The following is an 18,707-nucleotide window of genomic DNA, read 5'->3' on the forward strand; positions in this document are numbered from 1 at the left end:
GGCAGCAAATTCTTAGGATTCCAGGCTTTAAATATCGATATATATCGGTTATAAATTGACAAACGCCCCAGCACACCCGGCTCAGGGCCATCACAGAGGTCACCCATGAAAACCCTCAACTCCACGCCCCGTGCCGATGGTTTCCACATGCCCGCCGAGTGGGCCCCGCAAACTCAGGTATGGATGGTCTGGCCGGAGCGCCCGGACAACTGGCGCCTGGGCGGCAAGCCGGCGCAGGCTGCCCACGTAACCCTGGCCAAGGCCATTGCCCGTTTCGAACCTGTGACCGTCGCAGTCTCCGCCGGCCAGTACGAAAACGCTCGACGCCAACTCGACCAGCCGAACATTCGTGTGGTTGAAATCAGCAACGACGATGCGTGGGTGCGTGACACCGGCCCGACCTTCGTCATCAACGACCATGGCGAAGTGCGCGGTGTAGATTGGGGCTTCAATGCCTGGGGCGGCTTTGATGGTGGCCTGTACGCACCCTGGAACCGCGACGAGGAACTGGCCGCCAAGGTGCTGGAAATGGAGCGCTGCCAGCGCTACCAGACCGAAGGCTTTGTGCTTGAAGGTGGTTCGATCCACGTAGACGGTGAAGGCACCGTGATCACCACTGAGGAATGCCTGCTCAATCGCAACCGCAACCCGCACCTGAGCCGCGAGCAGATCGAAGCGGTGCTGCGCGATCACTTGGCAGTCGACACCGTGGTGTGGCTGCCGGATGGCTTGTACAACGACGAAACCGACGGCCATGTCGACAATTTCTGCTGTTACGTGCGCCCGGGTGAAGTGTTACTGGCCTGGACCGATGATTCCAACGACCCCAACTATGCGCGCTGCCACGCGGCCATGGATGTGCTGAAGAACACCCGCGACGCCAAGGGCCGCGAGTTCATCGTGCACAAGATGCCGATCCCGGGCCCGCTGTTCGCCACTGCCGAAGAGTGCGCCGGTGTCGACCAGGTCGCCGGCAGCCAGGAACGTGACCCTTCGGTGCGTCTGGCGGGTTCGTACGTGAACTTCCTGATCGTCAACGGTGGCATCATTGCCCCAAGCTTCGACGACCCGGCAGATGCCGAAGCCAGAGCGATCCTGGCAAGGATCTTCCCCGACCACGAGGTGGTGATGATCCCGGGCCGCGAGCTGCTTTTGGGTGGCGGCAACATTCACTGCCTGACCCAACAGCAGCCGGCGCCGATCAAGCGCTGAACGCGTGATGAATAAAGAGGCCCGTCGTATGACGGGCCTTTTTTTGCGCGGGCGACGCCCGGAGGCCGAGCTGGCATACGTTTTGTATTGTTTTTCAAACAGATAGCGAGGTTGCACGGCCAGGCCGCGCCTCGGATCTGTAACAATAACTACGTAAATTAGCCACTCACGGGCCAGGGAGTACGTGTAGACATGAACGCAGCAAGTGAGTCGGCTTTGCGCCCATCGGCAGTTGATCGCCAATCGCTCAGGCTTGTGGCGAAGTGGTTGAAACACCATGGAAGCATCAGGGTCAGGACGACCGACCCACGACGTCTGCTTGCCGGGCGATACCCCCAAGGTTTGATCAGCGAAGCAGAGATGCAGGCGCTGATGGCGGTGTGGCACTGATTGATTGCAGCTGTACCTGCCTCTTCGCGGGCATGCCCGCTCCCACAGATATTTCACAGGTTCTGAAACATGTGGTGATCATGGGGGAGCGGGCGTGCCCGCGAAGAGGCAGGTACAGCCAACAAACATCAGAAGCTGTAGCTACCTGTCACTATCAGGCTACGCGGCCCCCCACTTCAAACTGCGCCGCGCCGGTCACCGAGCTGTAATAGGTCTTGTCGGCAATGTTGCTCAATACCCCCCGATCAACCCCCGATCATCCCAGCCATGGGTCCGATACCGCGTCGGACACCGTCATCGGACCATTGTGCTGCCGGCCTGCGCTTCGATGGTCGAGCGGCGATCTTGCTCCGGAGCCTTGCTGACCCTGCCCTCAGGAAATTGTCCGTTCGATCAAAAGGCAATTTCCCACACAAGATAAATTATCTGCTGATAGCGCAAGCTTGCATGGAAATGCACCAGATAGGCCGGTAATTTTGGTCATATAAACCTGCATTTCACGACTTTTTGACATTTGTAATCGCGCGCGGCTAGGATTCGGCCAACGCCTGCTGGCCATGGTATTGGCCAGGCTGCTGCCGAGGGCCGCCGTGAGCTTACCGGTAGGCCCGCCCGGCTGGATCCGCATAGCGTCGAACCTACGAAGGGGCGTTGGTTCCTGGCGTCATATTGCAGCGCGTTTTTGATTAAGAAATAAGGAAAACAACATGTTGAAAACCAGGATCAGTCTGGTCGCCCTGGCGATGATCGCCGCGACCCAGGCTCAGGCCAATGACCAGGCTGACAGCAAGGGCTTCATTGAGGACAGCCACGCCAACGTCCTTCTGCGTAACGCCTACATCAACCGTGACAAGAAGCATGGCACCGACGACCAGATCGAATGGGGCCAGGCGTTCATTGCCAACTTCTCCTCCGGCTTCACCCAGGGCACCGTTGGCGTCGGTGTTGACGCATTTGGCCTGTACGCCGTGCGCCTGGATGGCGGCAAAGGTCACAACGGTGGCGGCGGCGTCGACTTCTTCAAACCGCACGAAACCACCAATGCCGAAGGCAACGCCAGCTCGCCGCACAACCTGGCCCGTGGTGGTGCTGCAGTGAAATTCCGCATTTCCAACACCGTGCTTAAGTACGGTGACCAGATGCCAGCACTGCCAGTGCTGCAGTACGACGATGCACGTCTGTTGCCAGAAAGCTTCACCGGTACCCTGATCACCTCCAAAGAGATCCAGGGTCTGGAACTGAACGCTGGTCGCTTCACCCAGGAAGCGCGCAAGAGCGCCGAGCGCCGTGATGGTGGTGGCCTGAAGTCGATCAACGTCTTCGGTGCCAGCTACAAGTTCACCGACAACTTCACCGCTTCGCTGTACACCGCCGACAACGAAGACGTTATGAAGAAGCACTACCTGGGCTTGAACTACGTCTTCCCGATCGCCAGCGACCAGTCCCTGACCCTGGACTTCAACGGCTACAAGTCGGACATCAACAACAAGCATGTCAAGGCTGCCGAGCTGACCGGTGACTCCAACACAATTTGGAGCCTGGCGGCCACTTACGCTTATGGCCCGCACTCGTTCACAATCGCCCACCAGCGCAGCACCGGTAGCACTGGCTATAACTACGGCGGGTATCAGAACGCAGGCCGTCAGGGTGACGGTGGTTCCACCATCTACCTGGCCAACTCGTACTGGTCCGACTTCAACGCCGAAGACGAGCGCTCCTGGCAGCTGGGCTACGGCCTGGACTTCGGTGCCTATGGCATTCCGGGCCTGACCTACAAGCTGGCCTACGTGGTGGGTGACAACATCAACACCCGTAACGTCGCCAACCCGCAAGGCTTCGGCGAAGGTAAAGAGCGCGAGATCTTCAACCAGATCCGTTACGTGGTGCAGGACGGCCCGGCCAAGGACCTGTCCATCAAACTGCGTAGCTCGTTCTTGCGTACCAACAACGCCGTGCAGCAGAACGGTTACAACGACGACGGCAACGAAGTCCGCGTATTCGTCGAGTACCCGATCAGCATCTTCTGATCCGCAGTTCTTTGCATGAAAGCTGGGGCCGCGCTGCGGCCCTTCGCGGGCTTGCCCGCTCCCACAGGTAAAGCGCCGCCTTCGATGGCGCTGCAAATTGTGGGAGCGGGCACGCCCGCGAAGGGCTGCAGGGCAGCCCCAGTCATGTTTGTCATGCAGGTTCAGTCTCTTCGTGGCGCAGTCTTGATGCCACAGTTCGTGTTGCAGTCTCCCCCGTCTCCGGTGCAAAGCTGTCGCTACGCGCCATCCGCCACATCCGTGCATAAAACTCGCTTTCGATCGAGCCACTGAGTAGCTCCCCCGGCTTGAGGAATGTGTGCAAGTCTGAAAACAACCCGATTTCGCTGGGGCTGATGCGCCGTGCCAGGTGCTTGGGCCTGAGCTCCGAAGGGTGCTCCAGGCCTGCGGCAGCCAACATCTCGGCCAGCGCGTGCAGTGTGTTGCGGTGGAAGCTGGCCACCCGCTCGGCTTTGTCTGGCACCACCAGGGCACGCTGGCGCAGAGGGTCTTGGGTGGCCACGCCGGTCGGGCACTTGTTGGTGTGGCAGCTCTGCGACTGAATGCAGCCAATGGCAAACATGAAACCGCGTGCCGAATTGACCCAGTCAGCGCCGATGGCCAAAACGCTGGCAATGTCGAAGGCGCTGACGATCTTGCCCGCCGCACCAATGCGGATGCTGGAGCGCAGGTTCAGGCCGACCAACGTGTTGTGCACGAACATCAGGCCTTCGCGCATTGGCACGCCCATGTTGTCGCTGAACTCGCGAGGTGCCGCGCCGGTGCCGCCTTCCTTGCCGTCGACAACGATGAAGTCAGGAGTGATGCCGGTGGCGAGCATAGCCTTGGCAATGCCCATGAACTCCCAGGGGTGGCCCAGGCAGAACTTGAAGCCCACGGGCTTGCCGCCTGAAAGCTCGCGCAGGCTGGCTACGAAATGCAGCAACTCCACTGGTGTGCGGAATGCGCTGTGCGCCGCCGGCGAGATGCAGTCCTCGCCGGCGCGTACGCCACGGGTCTCGGCAATTTCGGGGCTGACCTTGTGCCCCGGTAAAATGCCGCCGTGGCCAGGCTTGGCGCCCTGGCTGAGCTTGATCTCGATCATCTTCACCTGTGCCGAACGGGCCTGTTCGGCGAAGCGCTGTGGATCGAAACGACCGTCCTCGGTGCGGCAGCCGAAGTAGCCGCTGCCAATTTCCCAGATCAGGTCGCCGCCGTGTTCACGGTGGTACGGACTGATGCTGCCTTCGCCAGTGTCATGGGCAAACCGGCCCATGCGCGCGCCGCGGTTGAGTGCAGCGATGGCGTTGGCGCTGAGGGCGCCGAAACTCATCGCCGAGATGTTGAAGATCGAGGCCGAGTAGGGCATTCGGCATTGCGGCCCGCCGATGGCAATGCGGAACGAGGCAGGGTCCGGCGTGGCCACCGGTAGCATGGAGTGGCTGATGAACTCGAAACCAGGTTTGTAGGCGTCGTTGAGTGTGCCGAACGCTTTCTCGGCGCTTTCGTTCTTGGCGCGGGCGTAGACCAGCGAGCGTTGCGAACGGGAGAACGGCAGCTTGTCGTCGTCACCTTCGATCAGGTACTGGCGGATTTCCGGGCGGATGGTTTCGATCAGGTAACGGATATTGCCCAGGATCGGGTAGTTGCGTCGCACCGCATGGTGGCTTTGACGCAGGTCATTAAGGCCGACCAGGCTGAGCAGCGCGGTGATCAGCGTTACCGGCCACAGCCAGGCATGCTGGGACAGCAGGGGCAGGCTGGCGAAGGTGAAGACAAGGCAGAGTACGAAGCAGGCGTAGCGGCTGGGAAGAGAGTGTTTCATGGGTCCATCGCAGGCAGGATGACCGGGCATAGGATAGGCAAACACAGGGGACGGAAAACCTGGGTAATCGGTAAAAGACTGTTACACGCCGGCCCCTGGATCAGCCTTTAGACGGGGAGCTGCAGGCTGACCCGTAACCCGCCGCCTGCTCGGTTCGCCAGCATCAGCTCACCCCCATGGCTGGTGGCGATCCGCTGGGCAATGCTCAGCCCCAGCCCATATCCGCCGGATGCCTGGTTACGCGATCCCTCACCGCGCACGAACGGGTCGGTGATGGTCGGCAGCAGCGCTGGCGAAATCCCTGGCCCGCGGTCGTCGATGTGGATGAACACTCCTGTGGTGGTCCGCTCCAGCGTGACAGAAACATCCTTGGCATAACGCAACGCATTGACCAACAAGTTCTGAAGACAGCGCTGCAGCAGCAGGGCATCCCCCCGCAAGCTGTTCACCCGGCCGTGCACCGGCAGTGGTTCCTGGTCAGTCGCCAGGTCCGCACACTGGCGCGTCACCAGCCGGTCCAGGTCCACCTGCTGCAAGTTCTGCTGCTCTCCGGCACGCAGGTAATCCAGAACCTGACCGATCATATCGTCCATCTGCGTGATGTTCTGCTGCAGGCGCTGGCGGTGTTCGTCATCGGGTAAGCGCTCCAGTCGCAGGCGCATGCGGGTCAGTGGGGTACGCAGGTCGTGGGACACGGCGGCCAGGAAGTAGGCCTTGTCGTTGACCATGGCAATCAGCCGCTGCTGCATCGCGTTGAACGCCTGCGCCGCCTGGCGTACTTCTTCCGGCCCATCCAGTGCCAGGGGAGGCTGTTCGAGGTTACTGCCCAGCCCGCGCGCAGCATCGGCCAGGCGATGCAACGGGCGCAGGCACAGGCGCACGGCAATCAGGCACACCAGCAACACGGCGACAATACGCAGCGCATACACCCGCAGCAGGTAATCGCTGATCAGCACCCAGGCCGACTCGCCGCTCCAGCCCTGCAGTTCCTGGCCCGCAATGGTCAGCCAGTGCCCATCGGCCAGCGGCAGCGCGAACTGGATATGCGCCTGGGCCGTGCGCAGGCCGAACAGGCTGCGCCAGACGATCGGTTGGCCCAGTTCGTCGGTGAGTTGCACGTTCATAAGGCGCACGTCCTGGGCATGCCCCAGTTCGTACTTCAGGGCCTGCTGCAGCAACAGCTCGACCCGCCTGCGCCCAGGGCGCTCGTCATGCTCTTGCCCAGGCAGGCTTTCGACGCAGCGAAGCTGGTAGTGGGCTGGCGCCTGCAATGTACCGCCGTGGCAGTCGATCTGGGCAATCAGGGGGGCGCTGCGTGCAGCAACCAGTCGCACGGGCACCTCTAGCGCCTGGGCGAAACGCACATCGAACCAGATGCTGCTCGACATCAACTGGATCACCAGCGTGCCACTGACCATGATCAGCAGCAGTTGACCAAACAAGGTGCGTGGCCACAGCCGGTGAAACCAGCGCATGTCAGGCCCCGGCCGTGAGGCTGGCGATACTCAGCAGGTAGCCTTCGTTGCGGATGGTCAGGATTTGCGCGGCCCCCGCCGGTGCCCGGCGCAGTTGCTGGCGCAGGCGGCTGACGCACATGTCCACCGAACGGTCGTCGGGCAGGTGGTCGCGGCCGAACGCGCTGCGGGTCAGTTGGTCACGGGAGACCACACGGTTGTTGGCTTCCAGCAGTTCGCGCAGCACGCGGTAGTCGGAGCGCGGCAGGGTCAGGGTCTCGCCATCCGGGCGGGTGAGCAGGCGCTTGACGTGTTCCAGACGAAAGCCTGCGAACAGCTGGGCGTCCACCACGGGTTCTTCGGCACAGGTGCCCAGGCGTTGCGGACGACGCAGTACGGCTTTGATCCGGGCGATCAGTTCGCGTGGTTCGAAGGGCTTGGCCAGATAGTCGTCGGCACCCACTTCAAGGCCGATGATGCGGTCCAGCGTGCTGCCCTTGGCTGACAGCATGATCACCGCCAACCCGGGTGTGGCCTGCAACTGCCTACACAGACTAAGGCCGTCCTCACCCGGCAACATCAGGTCGAGCACCACCAGCTCAACTTTGTGCCGGGCCAGCTGGTCGCGCATCTGTTCACCGTCGGCTGCGGCCAGCACGTTGTAGCCGGCATCGGTCAGGTAATCACAAAGAAGTTCGCGGATCTCGTCGTCATCATCGACAACCAGCAGGGTCGTGCTCATGCAGAAAAACACCTGTTAGGTGAGGGCCGGTGGCGCTCGTTACGTTCAATTACATCCCCGTACATGTCGGGGCTGGAGCCCGGAGGGCTGATCCCTAGAATCCTAACAAAAAATCATCTGCAAATACGAAGCCTTCCCAAATGAATCCCAAGAGCATCCCGACAGCGTTCACCCCCTTCAGTCAAAGTGGCAGTCGCCTAAAGCCGCTGGCCTTCTGCGTTGCCGTCGCCATCAGCGGTGGGGCAATGGCTGCCGACGGCAAACCCCTTGTACTGGACGCCACGCAGATCGAAGACAGCGCATTACTGCCTGCCGACGAGGCCGGCCAGTTGGGCTACACGGTCGAGAGCACCCGTAGCTCTACAGGCCTGGCACTGACACCACGGCAGACGCCGCAATCGGTTACCACCATCACCCGCCAGCAGATGGATGACCGCGACATCCACACCATCGAGCAGGCACTGGGAACCACCCCAGGCGTAACGGCCAACAAGTCCGAGGTGGGTGGGCGTACCGACTACCGCGCGCGTGGTTACTCGATCAGCAACTGGAAGGTCGATGGCCTGCAGACCCAGGGCGGTTCCGATTTCAGTGGCAGCGGCAATGCGCTGAACATGGACCTGTACGAACGCATCGACATCGTGCGCGGCGCCAACGGCCTGCTGGGCGGCACCGGCGACCCCTCGGCCACCGTCAACCTGATCCGCAAGGCACCGACCAAAACCTTCGGCGGCAGTGCTTATGCCACTTACGGCAGTTGGGACAAGCGTCGTCTGGGGGCTGACTTGAACTTGCCTTTGTCCGAAGATGGCCGCCTGCGTTCGCGTTTCGTGATGACCCAGCAGGATGCCAACTCCTTCCGCGACAACCAGTCCGAGCGCTCCCGCGCCGCCTTGGCCAATTTCGAGTTCGACCTGGACGACGCCACTACCTTGGGCGCCGGTTACCAATATGAGTACAACAAGGTTGTGGGCGGCGGCTGGGGCGCGAATATCCCGATCTGGTACCGCGACGGCAGCAAGACCGACTTGCCGCGCAGCACCAACCTGGTACCCAGCTGGAGCTTTGGCGAATACACCACCCGCACTGCGTTCGGTTCGCTAGAGCACCGCTTCGACAACGACTGGACCCTGGACCTGAAAGCCGCCCAGGCCACCACCGAAGCCCTGAACCACCGGGGCCTTGCCAAGGTAAACTCGGCAGGGCGCGGCAGCTACGGCGGCTATTGGGACCAGGACGGCAGCGGCGCTGTACTGAATGGTTTGCACAGCTCCAGCGACACCACCCAGCAGTCGGCGCAGATCGACCTGTCCGGCCCGTTCCAGCTGTTCGGCCGCACTCACCAGGCCATGGTCGGCTACAACGACAGCCGCACCGTCGGCTGGTCGCCCCAGTACACCTGCACCATGGTCGGCGACGGCATGGCCAGCGCGCCTGCACTGGGTTGCCAGTTCCGCGCCAACAACGGCTTCCCGGTGACCGACTGGCACAATGGCGTGGATGACGACTACGACCTCATCGCCTCGCGCACCGGCCTTCACAGCAAGACCACCACCCGCCTGCAGGGCATGTACGCCGCCACCCGCCTGAGCATCACCGACCCGTTGTCGGTGATCGTTGGCGTGCGCACCAGCAACTATTCCTCGGTCACCCGCAGCGTGGCCGGCGAGCGCAGCAGCCAGGAAGAAAACGGCATCGTCACCCCCTACCTGGGCGCGGTGTATGACCTCAATGACAACTACTCGGTATACGCCAGCTACACCGACATCTTTACCCCGCAAACCTCTGAAACCAGCAGCGGCAGCAAGGTCGAACCGATTCGTGGGCAGAGCTACGAAACCGGTATCAAGGGTGAGTGGTTCGATGGCCGCCTGAACGCCTCGGCGGCGTACTTCCGCACCAAGCAGGAAAACAAGGCCGTGCTGGACGGCGACCTGACCACCCCGACCGGCGGCAGCGCCTATAAGGCCGGTTCCGGGCAGGAAACCGACGGTATCGACCTGGAAGTCGCAGGCGCCCTGACCCCCAACTGGAACGTCTACGCCGGTTACACCTACCTGCACTTCCGCCGCGTCGACAGCGACGGCCGCAGCGACCCGTCGCACTTGTTCAAGGCCTCCACCACCTACCGCCTGAGCGGCCCGCTCGACCGCCTGACCCTGGGCGCCGGCGTGACTGCGCAGAGCAACATCCGCGCCATCTCCAGCCCGGCTGGCCAGCCCACCAACGGCGTGAGCAATGGCGCCACTGACGTGAACTGGTCCGGTTATGCCATCTGGAATGCCATGGCCAAGTACCAGTTGACCGATGAGACCAGCGTCAGCCTCAACGCCAACAACCTGTTCGACAAGCACTACTACAGCCAGTACGGGTTCTATGCCGGGGCGATTTATGGTGACCCGCGTAACCTGTCGTTGACGGTAAGCACCGCGTTCTGATCAGCTCTTCCACAAGGCCTGGCGCTGTACCTGTAGGAGCGGGTTCACCCGCGAACACCGGCGCAGCCGGTGCCTGCAACCGCATCGCCAGCGTCGCGGGCACGCCCGCACACGGAACCAGCGCTGGGTTCAAGGCCTGCGCTGGGCCGCCAAGCGGCCCTTTCTTACCTGGGCTCTGCCGCTTGCCTTGGATCAACCGGCTTCTCCAACTGGCCCTCGAAGCTATCCCAATCCTCGCCAAAAAGCTCCACCGGATGCATGGTCCGGTCTGCGCCATTACCACAGGCTAGCGCCTTGGCAGGGCAGTACAGGTCGCAACCCCAGCAGATACGCTCGGGGTGGCGAGGGTTTGTGGGGAATCTCTTGGCCATGTTCATCCTCCCTCAGGGCTGCCTGTTCTGAACGTAAACTCCTCGCCCAGCCCGTCGTTTGACGGGCATCAATCCATTGGCGATCGCCAGGTCACCGTACATCGCGCATCCAGATATCTGTTTGACAGATATCTGGATAAGAGATATTTTCCACCCTATGTTGGTGCGCCGGGACAACACAATGCGGGTCATAACGAAAGCGGCGGTAACCAAGGCGATTGAAGCCCACGGCCAGTGGAAAGCGCCCCTAAGCCTGTGGCTGACGACCTTCGACAGGGCGACGCTGCGGTTTGAATCTTTTGAACAGTTAAGGCAGACGTGGGTCACTGTGTCTGGCTGGAATGTTGATCGCATCCCCCACTCAAAACTTAGGCCCGCCAGCCGCAAAGGGCCGCTTGATATCTACGTGTTCGATATCAAGAAAAACGAATGCCGCCTGATCGCGTGGCTCAATGCGCGAACGGGCACTCTCTACATCAAGGCCATTCTGTCGCACGCCGAGTACGACAAATGGTGCAGAAGCGATATCAGGTAGCAACCTGGGCCGCGCGATATTTCAATTCGACAGGTGACAACATGAAGCGGGATAAAATCGAAGCCAATGGACTAGATGCCTTCATCGCTAATATTTCACCCATGCTCGATGGCCTGAACACTCAGATGGCAACCATGGCCCAGCTTCTAGCCGCCTGCCATGACCCCATCAAGGACGATGCCGAGCTTGAGGCACGCATGGCATTGATCGACGAGCTCTACTCCCATGCGGACAGCGAAGGCCACGCTGCGGCACGCTTTGCCGAGATGGTAGCGGACCGCGTCTACGAGTATGAGAGTGAGTCTGTATTGGTGCCGTTCGCGAGCCAGGCCGAAGCGTTGGCCTTTCTGCTGTCGGACAGGGGCGTGAAGCAGAAGGACCTGTCGGCGATAGCGACCCAGAGCGCGGTATCCGAGATTCTGAACAACAAGCGGAAGATGACGGTTGCCCAGATAAAGGGCTTTGCTGAGTTTTTCAGCGTACCGGTTGAGTTCTTCATGCATGGGGTGATTTGACAGGCTCGATAGCCGTCTCCGACCACAACCCAGGGTCGACCAGCGCACTGCATGCCATGGCTCGGAACCCGTGGCCGCAGATGTCCGCCTTGGTGTCGTAGCCATCGTCCTGAGTGCGGCAACCCCCGCGAACACCAAGTCGAATTTGCCAGTGATCGCGTAGATCTGCCCAAGCAAGGCCACTGCATGCGGCGGGGTACAACGTGAATGTAGCCGGCCCCAAATGAGGTCGAACTGATTTCAGCGGGCGAGAGAAACACGATATTTCAGGGTATACCGCGAAACATTTCTAATTCCGCCAACTGCAAGCCACTGCGCTAGATTCGCTCCTCTTGGCATCCATGCCGTCACCAATACTGCATCTCGCCGTGGCTGCGACGCATCCAGTATGGCCAGGACCCAGAGCGGCCGATCAAGTCGTTGACCGAGTCGGTAGGGGCGGGTGCGATTGAGCTCATCATCAACGGCAGCCCTGCATTCCGATGTGTGTATGTGGCCAAATTTGCAGACATGGTCGTCGTGTTGCATTCGTTCGTAAAAACGACCAACAGGTCCGACCGGCACGCGATGCAGGTCGCCGAACAGCGGATGAAGGAGTTGAAGCAAGAACTGAGAAAAATGGGATACAGGGTTTAGCTGCCAGGCGTTTGGGTGATCACGATCTGGGGCGGTGAACCGGCATCGTTCGAGGGCAGGGTCAGGGTTGTGCGAAAGCCGAGCTTGTCCAGCATGTCCATCATGGCGTCCAAGGTGAATTTCTCGATCTTGCCATTTGCAAGTTCGGATATGCGGGATTGGGTGACGTTCAGCTTGGCTGCGGCATCATGCTGTTTGAGGCCCATTTTTTTGATGCAGTCAGTGATGAAAATGGACAAGTCCATTTTCAAGGCCATTTTGCTGGCGGTATCTGCGTCGTGGGTGGCGTGGAAAGGGCTTTCGTGGAATTGAAGCGCCATCGGCTTGCCTCGGCAGAAATATCTAAAATTTGCGATAAGTCGTAGTGGGGATTGGTTGGCGAGTCAAAGCGTTTGTGTTGGAGGGAGTGTCTGTTTTTGAGCTGGGCTGTGATCAGAGAATTGCATCTGCTTGGGGGGCTGCTGCGCAGCCCATCGCAGGCAAGCCAGCTCCTACACCGATCGCGGTGGTTTCAGGGCATCTGTAAGGCAGGGGATTGGGGGCTGCGGGGGGGAAAACAAAAAAGGCCCACCTTTCGGTGAGCCTTTCTTGATACTGCGTATGGTGCCGGCACCAGGAATCGAACCCGGGACCTACTGATTACAAGTCAGTTGCTCTACCATCTGAGCTATACCGGCAATGGGGCGTCATTATAGCGATCGTTTGGCGCCTGTAAACCACTTCCTTGCGAATGTTCGCAAAAGACCTAAGTCACCGGCCCAAAAGAAGAATTTTCCTACCAGCCGCGGTGCATGGTGGTGACGCTAGGCTCGCTTTTGCCCGGGTTGAAGAACAGCTTGTCGTTGTCGCAGCCGCGCTTGCGGCAGGGGCTTTCGGTGCGCAGGGGCAGGCCGTTGTCGCCGCCCAGTTGCATGCCGGGGTGGTTCCAGTCCAGGTTGCTGCTGGGGTTGGGCGAGGTGCCGCCGGCACAGCCGGTCAGGGCGAAGGTCAACAGGGCGAGGAGTTTGGCTCGGGTCACGATGGTCAGGTCCGTTGGTCCATTGTCGGTTCTGGCGCAACGCCAGAAGGCCGCGGGGCTGGCGGGCAGCGCGCGACGTCACTTTTTAATGATTTGGGGGGTGGATGATACACCGTTGCGGCGGTGGAGCATTAGCCTTGTGTTGCCTGGCATGGCCTCTTCGCGGGTGAACCCGCTCCTACAGGGGGCCGGGTAAGCCGGGTTATCTGTGTAAGGCAATTCTGAACCATGGGGTCAAAAGCTTCAGGGTTTGGATGCTTCGGAAGTATCCTACGCGCGCCGCCGAAGTAACGCTGTTGTCGGGGAAGTGGCTCACGGATACCGTTTGCGGGTCGCTCTGGCGACCGGGTGTGAGAACCCGACTTTGAACGTATCGGCTGCGTAATGGCGACTGTGCGCGGGCAGACCTTGGTCTGGCCGAGCTTCCTACGTTCACTCGGTTTCTCACCTCGTGCACGGTTGCCGCCTTTGTTCCGTGAGAAAGAATGAACACGGCAACTCCTTTTGAACTAGGGAGTTTGAAAAGTGAAAACGATCGATTCTGATCCCAACACCCCCAAACCAATCACAACCGCAGGCGTGGAAACCTTCCTCGCAGCCGGTAACCCGTCCCTCAATCTGCTGCGCGTAGAGCCCGGCGTCCCCATCGATGCTGCCTACGAGCATGTCTCGATCCTGATGGGCTACATCAAGCACCTGGTGCGCGAGGGGGATATGGAGGACGACCATAAATTCCTGGGTGCAGCCGATTACCTGTGCGACATGGCCAAGGCGCTGATGAACGATATCGAGATCGCCAAGGGTAAGGCGAATTGAAAAAGTCAGACCGCCGGGGCTGCTTTGCATCCCTTTAGCGACGCAAGGGCCGCTCCCACAAGCGACCGTGCAAACAGCGCTTGCGCTAACCACAAGAAATCTTTATGCACAAGTGGCATCAGGGGCCTGAGCGAAAGGCATGCCGGATCGCTACGCCGCTGGTCTTTGCGCAAACGCCTGTTTTTACTGGGTTGCAGCTGCAAGGAGGAATAAGCCAAGCGCTTGAAATAGCGCTTGGATCCAACAGGTAATCACAAGCTTGTTCACAGACTTATCCACAGGTTGTGCTGCGGCTAACCGTCGCGTTCCGCGAGAATGAGCAGGTTGCGCGGGGTCAGTGGGTAATCGCAAAACAGGCCCAGGCGCACGTCATAGCCTTGTTCTTCGAGGAACAGGGCGCGATCGAGTACCAGCCACAGCTCCAGTGGCCGACGGAACAGGTTGCGTACGCGCTCCAGGTTCCGAACCTCGGCCAGGCGTTGCCAGCCCGCAGCTTCCAGCATTGCCCAGTCCGGGTTGCCGCTCACTGGCAATTGCTTCAGTTCAGCCAAGTCACGGCAGTATTGTTCGAAGGGCTTCTCCAGCCAGGCCACCGGCAGGGAAGGCGTCGGCAGGTATTCATCGGTCTGGCGCTGCTGGCGTTGCAGCAGGTCGAAGCCCAGGCGCCGGGCCATCGAGGTGTCGCGCTGGCGCCGCACGCGGGCGCCGGCAGTGACGGTTTCGCTCAAGGGCAGGCCCAGGTCGTCCAGCGACAGCTGCAGGCTCGACGCCTGCGCGGCTGTGGATAACGCCTGGTATTGCTGCACGGCGATGCGGTTGTAGCAGCAGGGGGCTACGGCCAGTTGCCGGCAACCTTGCTGGCTGGCCAGTTGCATCAGGCGTACATGCAAATCGCCACAGGCATGCAGGGCAACCACGCTTTTATCGTCAGCCAGGTGGCGAGCGCTGTCTGTGGCCATCACGTCCTGGTGTACGTGCTGTGCCGGTAGGTGATGGTGCGTGCTCAGGGCCTGGCCTGCGGTGACCAGTTCTGCGTCGTACTCCAGGCAGGTCAACTGCTGGCCGGGTTGTAGCAGGCGGCGGCCGAGGTGGCCTTTGCCAGAGCACCAGTCCAGCCAGTGGTGGGGCCGGGCACGGAATGCCAGGTGGCTGGCGAAGGCTTCGATCTGCTGCCATTTGCGGCCGGGGACGGCGACGTCCAGGCGGTGGGCGGCAGGTGGCAGGTCGGTTTGCGGAAGGCTGCCGAGCGTAACGAGCTGTCGGGCTTGCTCGGCCAGTTGCGGGAATGGGGCAGGCAAGCGGTCAGTGGCGCTGTCGGCTTCGGCGTCTGCCAGTGAACATTGGCGCAGGTGGGCGGCAAGCGCTGGGTGGGTGGTTTCCCAGGCCAGTTGCAGGGTGGTGAAGGGGCGGGGTTTCCACAGCCGTTGGTGCTCGATCAGGAACTGGTCGAGGGCCTGGAAGCGGGTGCTTAGGTGGTGGCTGTGGAGGTGGTTGGGCATGGGTAGACATGTGTTGGTTTTCGGGGCCTCTTCGCGGGCGCGCCCGCTCCCACAGGTATAGTGCACAGGCTAAGCACTGTGCAGTACTTGTGGGAGCGGGCGTGCCCGCGAAGAAGGCCAGGAGATGTCAGCGCCCTTGGCACGCATCCACGCGCAACCAGCGCTCCAGCAGCTTGAAACCTTGCACCAGCATGAACGAGATCACCAGGTAGAACACGCCTGCAGCGAAGAAGATTTCCACCGGCAGGTAGGTGCGGGCAATGATGGTACGGGCCATGCCGGTCAGCTCCAGCAGGGTCACGGTACTGGCCAGGGCACTGGCCTTGAGCATCAGGATCACTTCGTTGCTGTACGCCGGCAGGCCGATGCGTGCGGCGCGTGGCAGCATGATGTAGAACAGCGCCTTGCCCCGCGACATGCCCAGCGCCCGCGCCGCTTCGATCTCACCTTTGGGGATCGACTGCAGTGCGCCGCGCAGGATCTCGGCGATGTACGCGGCGGTGTGCAGGGTCATGGTCAGCACCGTGCACCAGAACGGGTCGCGCAGGTACGGCCACAGCGAGCTGGAACGAACTGCATCGAATTGCGCCAGGCCGTAATAGACCAGGAACAGTTGCACCAGCAGTGGCGTGCCGCGGAAGAAGAAGATGTAGCTGAACGGCACGGCGCGCACGTACCAGTGGCGCGAGGAACGGGCGATGCCCAGCGGGATGGCCAGGATCAACCCGGCAACCACGGCAATGGCCACCAGTTCCAGAGTAAGGACCGCACCCTCGGCCAGGCGTGGCAGCCATTTGAAGATGACTTCCCAATTCATTATTCAGCCCTCGCAAAGCCGCGAGCGGCGCGTTTTTCCATGAAATGCATACCGGTCATGGCAATGACGGTCAGGCCCAGGTAGATGCAGGCTGCAACCATGTAGAAAGTGAACGGCTCTTTGGTCACGGTCACGCCGATTTGTGCGTGGCGCATGATTTCTTCGAGGCCGATTACCGACACCAGGGCGGTGTCCTTCATCAGGATCATGAACAGGTTGCCAAGGCCGGGCAGGGCGATGCGCCACATCTGCGGCAGGATGATCCGCGAGAGGATGCGGCCCTTGGACAGGCCCAGCGCTAGGCCAGCTTCACGGTGGCCTTTGGGGATCGCCAGGATGGCGCCACGGAACACTTCGGTGGCGTAGGCACCAAAGCACAGGCCCAGGGCGATCACGCCCGCGGCAAAGGCGCTGAGCTCAAGGCCGGGCATGTTCAGGGCTTCGCCGAGGCTGCTCATGAGCCCGACGGTACCGAAATAGATAAGCAGCACCCACAGCAGTTCGGGCACGCCGCGAACCAGGGTCGAGTAGAAGCCGCCAAGCCATTGCAGCGGCTTGAGCGGAGAGGTCTTGGCCAGGGCGCCGAGCAGGCCCAGGACCAGCCCCAGCAGCAAGGCGCAAAGCGCCAGTTTTACGGTCATCAGGGTGCCGGCCATCATGGCCGGACCGAATCCGTGCAGGTCGATATTCATGGGCAGGTCATTTTAGGGACTGGCGCGCCGCAAGGGCGCGCCGGTCAGGGCGGATCATTCGATGCTGAACGGGAAGTACTTGTCGTTGATTTTCTTGTACGTACCGTCGGCTTTGATTTCTGCCAGGGCTTTGTTCAGGTCGTCGCGCAGCTTGGTGTCACCTTTGCGCACGGCAATGCCGATCTTGTCGCTGTCCATCACCGGCTCACCCTTGAACTCGAAGTTCGAGCCGTCTTTGCTTTTCAGCCACTCGTACTGCACGTACTTGTCGGCCAGGATGCCGTCGATACGACCGGAGACCAGGTCGAGGTAGGCGTTTTCCTGGGTGTCGTAAAGTTTGATATCGACATCCGGGTAGTTGTCTTCAAGGTAGGTGCCGGCCAGGGTGGCGCGCTGGGTGCCGATGACCTTGCCCTTCAGCGACGCTTTGTCGGTCTTGAAGTCGACGTTTTTCGGCGCGATGAACTGCAGCTTGTTGGAGTAGTACGGATCGGTGAAGTCCACAGCCTGCTTGCGCTCGTCGGTGATCGACAGCGACGACACCAGGAAGTCGAACTTCTTGGCGTTAAGGGCCGGGATGATGCCGTCCCAGTCGGAGGTAACGACCGAGCACTCGACTTTCATCTTGGCGCACAGGGCGTCGCCGATGTCTTTGTCGAAGCCAACCACGTTACCGCTGGCATCCTTGTTGTTGAACGGTGGGTAGGCGGCTTCGATGCCCATGCGCAGTTTTTCTGCGGCCATGGCGTTTGCCGACATCACCAGCGTGGCAGCAGCTGCCAGGAGAAACTTCTTGTAGGTGTGCATGTATTGCTCCGTTAGCGGTGGCTGGACATGAATTGCTTGCAACGCGCCGAGGTCGGGTTTTCGAAGACCTGCTGCGGCGATCCCTGCTCTTCGACCAGGCCCTGGTGCAGGAAGACGACTTCACTGGACACATGGCGGGCAAAGCTCATCTCGTGCGTCACCAGCAGCATGGTACGGCCTTCTTCGGCCAATGCGCGGATAACGTTAAGCACTTCCTGGACCATTTCCGGATCGAGGGCCGAAGTGGGCTCGTCGAACAGGATCACTTTAGGCTTCATGGCCAGGGTACGGGCAATGGCGGCGCGCTGTTGCTGGCCACCGGAAAGCTGGGCGGGGTAGCTGTGGCGTTTGTCGTAGATGCCGACCTTGTTCAGCAGCGCTTCGGCGGCTTCGATGGCTTCGGCCTTGCTTTGGCCGAGCACGCGGCGTGGCGCCTCGATGATGTTGTCGAGGATCGACATGTGTGGCCACAGGTTGAAATTCTGGAAGACAAAGCCGATTTCGCTGCGCAGGCGATTGATCTGGCGGTTGTCGGCTGCAATCAGGTCGCCATTCTTGGCGGCCTTGAGCTTGAGGGCTTCACCGGCGACCAGGATTTCGCCTTGGTGCGGGTTCTCGAGCAGGTTGATGCAGCGCAGCAGGGTGGACTTGCCGGAGCCGGACGACCCCAGGATGGAGATCACGTCACCGTCGCGAGCGGTCAGCGAAATGCCCTTGAGAATTTCCTGCTCGCCGTAGCGTTTGTGCAAATTGCGGATTTCCAGCGCGGGCGTGGCCTGAGCCATGTGCGGTCCTCATGTGTTCGGGTGCGTTCCCAGCTGTTGGCGGCCTTCCTGGCGTGCGCCAAGCTAGCATAGCGGCATTATGACGGCCAACAGGGTCGCCGGGGACTGGGGGCGCTGGTGGGGCAGTTTGT

The 18,707-nt window shown here is 60.9% G+C and carries 19 protein-coding genes, 1 tRNA gene and 1 pseudogene; 7 read left to right on the plus strand and 14 right to left on the minus strand.

All coding sequences use genetic code 11. The annotated features are described in order from the left end of the window. Positions 1-105 precede the first annotated feature (105 nt). Positions 106-1,212 carry an agmatine deiminase gene (aguA, locus tag GST84_01400; protein XGB11084.1) on the plus strand — a complete coding sequence of 369 codons (1,107 nt, stop codon included), beginning with the start codon at positions 106-108 and terminating at the stop codon, positions 1,210-1,212. 518 nt (positions 1,213-1,730) lie between these two features. On the opposite strand, the pseudogene GST84_01405 reads toward aguA, so the two are convergent. Next, positions 1,731-1,837 (minus strand): annotated as a pseudogene (locus tag GST84_01405) (TonB-dependent siderophore receptor). Positions 1,838-2,309: 472 nt separating this feature from the next. Between GST84_01405 and GST84_01410 the strand changes: the two are divergent. Continuing rightward, on the plus strand, positions 2,310-3,629 hold the full coding sequence (locus GST84_01410; protein XGB11085.1) for an outer membrane porin, OprD family: 1,320 nt from the start codon (positions 2,310-2,312) through the stop codon (positions 3,627-3,629). 151 nt (positions 3,630-3,780) lie between these two features. Here GST84_01410 and GST84_01415 read toward each other — a convergent pair whose 3' ends face one another. The 3 genes from GST84_01415 to GST84_01425 all read right to left on the minus strand — a co-directional run bounded on the left by GST84_01415 (position 3,781) and on the right by GST84_01425 (position 7,647). Then, entirely contained in the window at positions 3,781-5,451 is a 1,671-nt protein-coding gene (locus tag GST84_01415; protein ID XGB11086.1) for an FMN-binding glutamate synthase family protein, read from the minus strand. 107 nt (positions 5,452-5,558) lie between these two features. Then, entirely contained in the window at positions 5,559-6,926 is a 1,368-nt protein-coding gene (locus tag GST84_01420; protein XGB11087.1) for a HAMP domain-containing protein, read from the minus strand. Position 6,927: 1 nt separating this feature from the next. After that, positions 6,928-7,647, minus strand: a complete 720-nt coding sequence (locus GST84_01425) for a response regulator (protein XGB11088.1) — start codon at positions 7,645-7,647, stop codon at positions 6,928-6,930. Positions 7,648-7,787: 140 nt separating this feature from the next. On the opposite strand from GST84_01425, the gene GST84_01430 reads away from it, so the two are divergent. Next, entirely contained in the window at positions 7,788-10,085 is a 2,298-nt protein-coding gene (locus GST84_01430) for a TonB-dependent siderophore receptor (GenBank protein XGB11089.1), read from the plus strand. Between the two features lie 164 nt (positions 10,086-10,249). Here GST84_01430 and GST84_01435 read toward each other — a convergent pair whose 3' ends face one another. Next, positions 10,250-10,456: a DUF3079 domain-containing protein gene (locus GST84_01435; protein XGB11090.1), complete on the minus strand. Its 207-nt coding sequence runs from the start codon at positions 10,454-10,456 to the stop codon at positions 10,250-10,252. Positions 10,457-10,613: 157 nt separating this feature from the next. On the opposite strand from GST84_01435, the gene GST84_01440 reads away from it, so the two are divergent. Together GST84_01440 and GST84_01445 are read left to right on the plus strand one after the other, a co-directional pair. Continuing rightward, on the plus strand, positions 10,614-10,991 hold the full coding sequence (locus GST84_01440) for a type II toxin-antitoxin system HigB family toxin (GenBank protein ID XGB15693.1): 378 nt from the start codon (positions 10,614-10,616) through the stop codon (positions 10,989-10,991). Positions 10,992-11,032: 41 nt separating this feature from the next. Beyond that, positions 11,033-11,506 (plus strand): transcriptional regulator, encoded by a 474-nt coding sequence (locus tag GST84_01445; protein ID XGB11091.1) that lies wholly within the window; start codon positions 11,033-11,035, stop codon positions 11,504-11,506. On the opposite strand, the gene GST84_01450 is transcribed toward GST84_01445, so the two are convergent. Further along, entirely contained in the window at positions 11,487-11,708 is a 222-nt protein-coding gene (locus tag GST84_01450; GenBank protein ID XGB11092.1) for a hypothetical protein, read from the minus strand. The two genes, GST84_01445 and GST84_01450, sit on opposite strands and share 20 nt — an antisense overlap. A gap of 218 nt (positions 11,709-11,926) precedes the next feature. Here GST84_01450 and GST84_01455 point away from each other — a divergent pair, with 218 nt between their 5' ends. Beyond that, positions 11,927-12,142, plus strand: a complete 216-nt coding sequence (locus GST84_01455) for a hypothetical protein (protein XGB11093.1) — start codon at positions 11,927-11,929, stop codon at positions 12,140-12,142. On the opposite strand, the gene GST84_01460 is transcribed toward GST84_01455, so the two are convergent. From GST84_01460 to GST84_01470, 3 genes are all read right to left on the minus strand, one after another. Further along, complete coding sequence (locus GST84_01460; protein ID XGB11094.1) at positions 12,139-12,462, minus strand: XRE family transcriptional regulator; 324 nt, start codon at positions 12,460-12,462, stop codon at positions 12,139-12,141. The genes GST84_01455 and GST84_01460 overlap by 4 nt on opposite strands. A gap of 281 nt (positions 12,463-12,743) precedes the next feature. After that, positions 12,744-12,819 (minus strand) — tRNA-Thr (locus GST84_01465). 98 nt (positions 12,820-12,917) lie between these two features. Further along, positions 12,918-13,160, minus strand: coding sequence for a hypothetical protein (locus tag GST84_01470; GenBank protein ID XGB11095.1), 243 nt, complete (start codon positions 13,158-13,160; stop codon positions 12,918-12,920). Between the two features lie 525 nt (positions 13,161-13,685). Here GST84_01470 and GST84_01475 point away from each other — a divergent pair. Then, positions 13,686-13,976, plus strand: coding sequence for a DUF3077 domain-containing protein (locus GST84_01475; protein ID XGB11096.1), 291 nt, complete (start codon positions 13,686-13,688; stop codon positions 13,974-13,976). 293 nt (positions 13,977-14,269) lie between these two features. Here GST84_01475 and GST84_01480 read toward each other — a convergent pair whose 3' ends face one another. The 5 genes from GST84_01480 to GST84_01500 all read right to left on the minus strand — a co-directional run bounded on the left by GST84_01480 (position 14,270) and on the right by GST84_01500 (position 18,576). Continuing rightward, the gene (locus GST84_01480) at positions 14,270-15,475 is read right to left on the minus strand and encodes a methyltransferase (protein XGB11097.1); all 1,206 of its coding nucleotides are present in this window, start codon (positions 15,473-15,475) and stop codon (positions 14,270-14,272) included. Between the two features lie 127 nt (positions 15,476-15,602). Next, on the minus strand, positions 15,603-16,292 hold the full coding sequence (locus GST84_01485; GenBank protein ID XGB11098.1) for an ABC transporter permease subunit: 690 nt from the start codon (positions 16,290-16,292) through the stop codon (positions 15,603-15,605). Beyond that, complete coding sequence (locus GST84_01490; protein ID XGB11099.1) at positions 16,292-16,984, minus strand: ABC transporter permease subunit; 693 nt, start codon at positions 16,982-16,984, stop codon at positions 16,292-16,294. The genes GST84_01485 and GST84_01490 overlap by 1 nt, the downstream gene beginning before the upstream one ends. Before the next feature lie 54 nt (positions 16,985-17,038). Then, a complete protein-coding gene (locus tag GST84_01495) occupies positions 17,039-17,791 on the minus strand; it encodes a transporter substrate-binding domain-containing protein (protein XGB11100.1) in 753 nt (250 codons plus the stop codon). Between the two features lie 11 nt (positions 17,792-17,802). Next, complete coding sequence (locus GST84_01500) at positions 17,803-18,576, minus strand: ATP-binding cassette domain-containing protein (protein ID XGB11101.1); 774 nt, start codon at positions 18,574-18,576, stop codon at positions 17,803-17,805. Between the last annotated feature and the right edge of the window lie 131 nt (positions 18,577-18,707).

Origin of the sequence: Pseudomonas putida (assembly GCA_041879295.1) — a bacterium.
GTDB classification, from domain to species: domain Bacteria; phylum Pseudomonadota; class Gammaproteobacteria; order Pseudomonadales; family Pseudomonadaceae; genus Aquipseudomonas; species Aquipseudomonas putida_Y.